Source organism: Pseudomonas parasichuanensis, from assembly GCF_021601385.1.
In the GTDB taxonomy this organism is placed as follows: Bacteria; Pseudomonadota; Gammaproteobacteria; order Pseudomonadales; family Pseudomonadaceae; genus Aquipseudomonas; species Aquipseudomonas parasichuanensis.
The window spans coordinates 89,785-95,784 of sequence record NZ_BQHO01000026.1 but is presented as its reverse complement, the minus strand read 5'-3'; the positions used below and the strand labels follow the sequence as shown (position 1 = coordinate 95,784).

At 62.1% G+C, this 6,000-nt stretch carries 5 protein-coding genes; 3 read left to right on the top strand and 2 right to left on the bottom strand.

All coding sequences use genetic code 11. From position 1 onward, the window contains the following. Positions 1–307: 307 nt before the first annotated feature. Together L6D77_RS19660 and aptA are read right to left on the bottom strand one after the other, a co-directional pair. Positions 308–1,801 (bottom strand): CoA-acylating methylmalonate-semialdehyde dehydrogenase, encoded by a 1,494-nt coding sequence (locus tag L6D77_RS19660; protein ID WP_232884604.1) that lies wholly within the window; start codon positions 1,799–1,801, stop codon positions 308–310. A gap of 71 nt (positions 1,802–1,872) precedes the next feature. Then, positions 1,873–3,219 carry an omega-aminotransferase AptA gene (aptA, locus tag L6D77_RS19655; RefSeq protein ID WP_232884605.1) on the bottom strand — a complete coding sequence of 449 codons (1,347 nt, stop codon included), beginning with the start codon at positions 3,217–3,219 and terminating at the stop codon, positions 1,873–1,875. Between the two features lie 118 nt (positions 3,220–3,337). Here aptA and L6D77_RS19650 point away from each other — a divergent pair, with 118 nt between their 5' ends. From L6D77_RS19650 to L6D77_RS19640, 3 genes are all read left to right on the top strand, one after another. After that, on the top strand, positions 3,338–4,255 hold the full coding sequence (locus L6D77_RS19650; protein WP_232884606.1) for a LysR family transcriptional regulator: 918 nt from the start codon (positions 3,338–3,340) through the stop codon (positions 4,253–4,255). An 85-nt stretch (positions 4,256–4,340) separates the two neighbouring features. Next, positions 4,341–5,003, top strand: a complete 663-nt coding sequence (locus tag L6D77_RS19645) for a TetR/AcrR family transcriptional regulator (protein WP_125465651.1) — start codon at positions 4,341–4,343, stop codon at positions 5,001–5,003. Between the two features lie 9 nt (positions 5,004–5,012). Then, on the top strand, positions 5,013–5,597 hold the full coding sequence (locus tag L6D77_RS19640) for an IMPACT family protein (RefSeq protein WP_232884607.1): 585 nt from the start codon (positions 5,013–5,015) through the stop codon (positions 5,595–5,597). Positions 5,598–6,000 lie beyond the last annotated feature (403 nt).

Below are 6,000 nucleotides of genomic sequence, written 5' to 3'. Positions count from 1 at the left end.
TTCGTTTAGCTTCAACCGCTTAACTCGCTGCGATCTCTCGTAGCGGGAGGCGAATCATACAGCGTTACAACCTGCTGTCAACCACCTTTTTCACCGCTGCCGATCGTGAGACCGAAACGCTTCCGGACCTTTCGAATCGCTTAACTCGTTGAATCTCAAGGAGTTTTGCGTTCCGTTGTCGCTGGAAGTGGGGCGCATTATAAGGGGATCTGAAACCCCGTCAACCTTTAATTTCACAAAACCTAAATACGACTGAAAACAAAGCGGGGAGGCCTGTCGGCCTCCCCGCTTTTATATAGCAACCGCCTTACAGGCTAGGGAACGCGAACTGCGATGCCTCATGGCTGGCGCGCTGCGGCCAACGCTGGGTGATCGCCTTGCGACGGGTATAGAAGCGCACACCATCTGGGCCGTAAGCATGCAGGTCACCAAACAGCGAACGTTTCCAACCGCCAAAGCTGTGGTAAGCCACCGGCACTGGCAGCGGCACGTTGACACCGACCATGCCCACTTCGATCTCGTCACAGAACAGACGCGCCGCCTCACCGTCACGGGTGAAGATGCAGGTCCCGTTGCCATACTCGTGATCGTTGATCAGCTGCATGGCCTGCTCCAGGCTGTTCACCCGCACCACGCACAGCACCGGGCCGAAGATCTCTTCTTTATAGATGCGCATTTCCGGGGTCACCTTGTCGAACAGGGTGCCACCCACGAAGTAACCATCTTCATTGCCCGCCACACGCAAGCCACGGCCATCGACCACCAGCCTGGCGCCAGCAGCGACGCCATCGTCGATGTAGCCAAGCACCTTGTCACGCGCAGCTGCGGTTACCAACGGCCCCATATCCAGGCCACACGAAGTACCAGCACCGATCTTCAGCCCCTTGATCTGTGGCTCGAGCTTGGCGATCAGGGCATCGGCCACCTGGTCACCCACACACACGGCCACCGAAATGGCCATGCAGCGCTCGCCGCAAGAACCATAGGCCGCGCCCATCAGCGCGCTGACCGCGTTATCCAGGTCGGCATCCGGCATCAGCACGGCATGGTTCTTCGCACCGCCCAGGGCCTGCACGCGCTTGCCGCGCTTGGTTCCTTCGGCATAGATGTACTCGGCAATCGGGGTCGAACCGACAAAGCTCAGCGCTTTCACCTCCGGCGCCTCGATCAGCGCATCGACCGCTTCCTTGTCGCCATGCACGACATTGAGGATGCCTTTGGGCAGGCCTGCCTCCAGCAACAGCTGGGCAATATAGAGGGTAGAGCTCGGGTCACGCTCGGACGGCTTGAGGATGAATGCGTTACCGCAGGCGATGGCCAGCGGGTACATCCACAGCGGCACCATGGCCGGGAAGTTGAACGGGGTGATACCAGCCACCACGCCCAGCGGCTGGAAGTCGGACCATGCATCGATATTCGGCCCAACGTTGCGGCTGTACTCACCCTTGAGTACTTCCGGTGCTGCGCAGGCGAACTCGACGTTCTCGATACCACGCTTCAGTTCGCCTGCAGCGTCTTCCAGCGTCTTGCCGTGCTCCTCGCTGATCATCTGCGAGATCTTCGCTTCGTTCTGCTCAAGCAGCTGCTTGAAACGGAACATCACCTGGGCGCGCTTGGCCGGTGGGGTGTTGCGCCAGGCCGGGAAGGCGGCCTTGGCCGAATCGATGGCTTCCTGGACAGTGGCGCGGCTGGCCAATTCGACCTTGCGCACGGCCTGGCCGGTGGACGGGTTGAAGACATCGGCGGTGCGCTCACCCTTGGTGACCAGTTCGCCGTGGATCAGGTGCTGAACAATGCTCATGCAGAACTCCAGATAAAGAAGGGAGTGCCAGGCGCGTGACGTTCACGCACCTGGCATCAGAATCAGAATGATCAGTCGACTTTGTTGAGGGCTTCGCCCACCGCGTCGAACAGGCGGTCCAGCTCCTGCGGCTGGGTATTGAAGGTCGGCCCGAACTGCAGGGTGTCGCCACCGAAGCGCACGTAGAAGCCGGCTTGCCACAGTTTCATCGCTGCTTCGTACGGGCGGACGATCGCATCACCGTCGCGCGCGGCAATCTGGATCGCGCCGGCCAGGCCGTAGTTACGGATGTCGACGACGTTCTTGGTGCCCTTGACGCCATGCAGCAGCTTCTCGAAGTGCGGCGCCAGCTCGGCGGCGGATTGCACCAGGTTCTCTTTCTGCAGCAGGTCCAGCGCGGCGATACCGGCGGCGCAGGCGACCGGGTGCGCCGAGTAGGTGTAGCCGTGGGGGAATTCCACCGCGTACTCAGGAGTCGGCTGGTTCATGAAGGTCTGGTAGATCTCGCCAGTGGCGATCACCGCGCCCATCGGGATGGCGCCGTTGGTGACCTGCTTGGCAATGCACATCAGGTCTGGGGTCACGCCGAAGGCCTCGGCACCGGTCATGGCGCCCATGCGGCCGAAGCCGGTGATGACTTCGTCGAAGATCAGCAGGATGTTGTACTGCGTGCAGATCTCACGCAGGCGCTTCAGGTAACCCTTAGGCGGCGGCAATACGCCGGCGGAACCGGCCAGCGGTTCGACGATCACCGCAGCGATGTTCGAGGCGTCGTGCAGCTCGATCAGCTTGAGCATCTCGTCGGCCAGGGCGATACCGCCCTCCTCCGGCATGCCCTTGCTGAAGGCGTTGGCCGGCAGCACGGTGTGAGGCAAGTGGTCGACATCCAGCAGCTGGCCGAACATCTTGCGGTTGCCGTTGACGCCGCCCAGGCTGGTGCCGGCGATGTTCACACCGTGGTAACCACGGGCACGGCCGATGATCTTGGTCTTGGTGGCCTGGCCTTTCAGGCGCCAGTAGGCACGGACCATCTTCAGCGCGGTATCGGCGCATTCGGAGCCGGAGTTGGTGTAGAACACATGGTTCAGGTCACCTGGCACCAGGTTGGCGATCTTCTCGGCCAGCTGGAACGACAGCGGGTGGCCGAACTGGAAGGCCGGGGAGTAGTCGAGCGTGGCCAACTGGCGGGCCACCGCGTCGGTGATCTCCTTGCGGGTGTGCCCGGCGCCGCAGGTCCACAGGCCGGACAACGCGTCGAAGATCTTGCGCCCCTTGTCATCGACCAGGTAGTTGCCTTCGGCCGCCACGATCAGGCGCGGGTCGCGCTGGAAGTTGCGGTTGGCGGTGTAGGGCATCCAGTGGGCGTCCAGCTTGAGCTGGCTGGCCAGGCCGGAATGGGCGGTTTCGGGCATGTTCATCGGCGGTTCCTCGGAAGACGATTAGGCAACGATGGATGTTGTTGCAGCTAAATTCGCACGGGGATAAAGTCCGGAAAACCCAACATTTCTAACCTTCAGTCAGCAGATAGCTAAACATATGAGCCGACGTCCCGATGCCCTCGCCCAAGTCAGCGATTTCGATATTCGTCTGCTGAAGATCTACCGCAGTGTGGTCGAGTGCGGCGGCTTTTCAGCGGCGGAGAACGTGCTGGGTATCGGCCGTTCGGCGATCAGCCAGCAGATGAATGACCTCGAGCAGCGCCTGGGCCTGCGCCTCTGCCAGCGCGGGCGCGCCGGCTTCTCGCTCACCGAAGAGGGCCGCGAGGTCTACCACTCGGCCTTGCAGCTGCTCAGCGCCCTGGAGTCGTTCCGCACCGAGGTCAACGGCCTGCACCAGCATTTGCGCGGCGAGCTGAACATCGGCCTCACCGACAACCTGGTGACCTTGCCGCACATGCGCATCACCCACGCCCTGGCCGAACTCAAGGATCGCGGCCCCGACGTGCGCATCCAGATCCGCATGATCGCCCCCAGCCAGGTCGAACAAGGCGTGCTCGACGGCAGCCTGCACGTCGGCGTGGTACCGCAGACCAGCCCGCTGTCGGGGCTCGAGTACCAGCCGCTGTACAGCGAGCGTTCTCTGCTCTATTGCGCGGTCGGCCACCCGCTGTTCTACGCCGACGACCAACAGGTCGACGACGAGCGCCTCAACAGCCAGGACGCCATCGCCCCGACGTTCCGCCTGCCCGCCGATATCCAGGCGCATTATCAGGCACTGCACTGCACCGCCAGCGCATCGGACCGCGAAGGCATGGCCTTCCTGATCCTTACCGGGCGCTTCATCGGTTACCTGCCCGACCACTACGCCAGCTTCTGGGTCCAGCAAGGCCGCCTGCGCGCGCTCAAGCCGGCGCAACGCTTCTACGACCTGGGCCTGAGCTGGGTGACGCGCAAAGGCCGGCGCCCCAACCTGGTACTGGAAAGCTTCCTCGAGAGCCTGGCTGCGACACGTTGATACTTATCCAGGCCGCAAATGCTTGTCACTTCGGCACAGGCAGGTAATCTGTCCGACATTCGTAACGACCCGTCCGGAATCGTCCATGACCCTAGAAGTCCCTGCGCATCGCTCCCCTGCCTCGGGCAAGCCCGCCGGCCGCATCCGCCAGAAGAACGAGCAGGCCATCATCCAGGCCGCCGAAGACGAATTCGCCCGCCACGGCTACAAGGGCACGAGCATGAACACCATCGCGCTCAAGGCCGGGCTGCCCAAGGCCAACCTGCACTACTACTTCACCAACAAGCTGGGCCTTTACATCGCGGTGCTGAGCAACATCATCGAGCTGTGGGACAGTACCTTCAACGCCTTGAGCGTCGACGACGACCCCGGTGAAGCACTGAGCCAGTACATCCGCACCAAGATGGAGTTTTCCCGGCGCAACCCGCAGGCCTCGCGGATCTTCGCCATGGAAGTGATCAGCGGCGGCGAGTGCCTCACCGAATACTTCAGCGCCGACTACCGCGAATGGTTCCGTGGCCGCGCCGCGGTGTTCCAGGCCTGGATGGAGGCCGGCAAGATGGACCGGGTCGACCCCGTGCACCTGATCTTCCTGCTGTGGGGCAGCACCCAGCACTACGCCGACTTCGCCACCCAGATCTGCCAGGTCACCGGCCGCAGCCGCCTCACCAAGCAGGACATGGAAGACGCCAGCAACAACCTTATCCACATCATTCTCAAAGGCTGCGGCATCAACACGCCCGCCTGACCCGGACCTATGCCTTCTACCCTGCTCGACCTCTGCGAGTTCCGCGAGGAAATCCGCAAGAGCCGCTTCATCACCCTGGCCGGCCCGATCGCCAGCCCCGCCGAGGCAATGGCCTTCATCGAACGCCACAGCGACCTGGCGGCCACCCATAACTGCTGGGCCTGGAAGCTCGGTGGCCAGTACCGCAGCAGCGACGACGGTGAACCCGGTGGCACCGCCGGGCGCCCTATCCTCGCCGCCATCGAGGCGCAGGATTGCGACCAGGTGGTGGTACTGGTGATCCGCTGGTACGGCGGTATCCAACTGGGCACTGGCGGCCTGGCCCGCGCTTACGGTGGCGGCGCCAACAAGTGTCTGCAGCAAGCACCCAAACGACTGCTGGTGCAGCGCAGTGAATTCACCTGCAGTTGTACCTTCAGTGAACTGGCACTGCTCAAGCTGCGCCTGGCTGAGATAGATGGCCTGGTGCTGGACGAACAATTCACCGCCAATGGCGTCGACCTGCATATCGCGCTGGGTGATGCACACCTGCACACCCTGCAACAACAACTGGCCGACTTGAGCCGCGGGCGCATCCTGCTGGAACGCCGCTGAGCGTTGCCCACAACTACTGTGGGCCTGCCTGTGGATAAGCTTGGGGCATTCTTGCCTAGGCCTTACGCCTCAAGGGCTTCAGCGCATTGATCATATTTTGATCACAATAGTATGACGGTGACTCAAGTCACTGAAAGCCAGTGAGTTATCCCCAGCAGTGAACACCAGCACGCTCTGAAAAGAGCATTTCAGCGGCGATTCGCTTGCGCACAATTACTGTGGAGCAGGCTGTGGATAACCCGTGAACCAGTCAGCCAAAGCCCTATTCCATCAGCTGCGCAGCGAGCTGTTCGTTTTTTGAACAGCCTTCAGCAGTCGTACAGGCCAGCGACGCGGTACTGGGATATGCTCCTCATCCACGCCCTCCAGCGTAAGAGGGCACCCACACTTTGCCGTGGGGCGA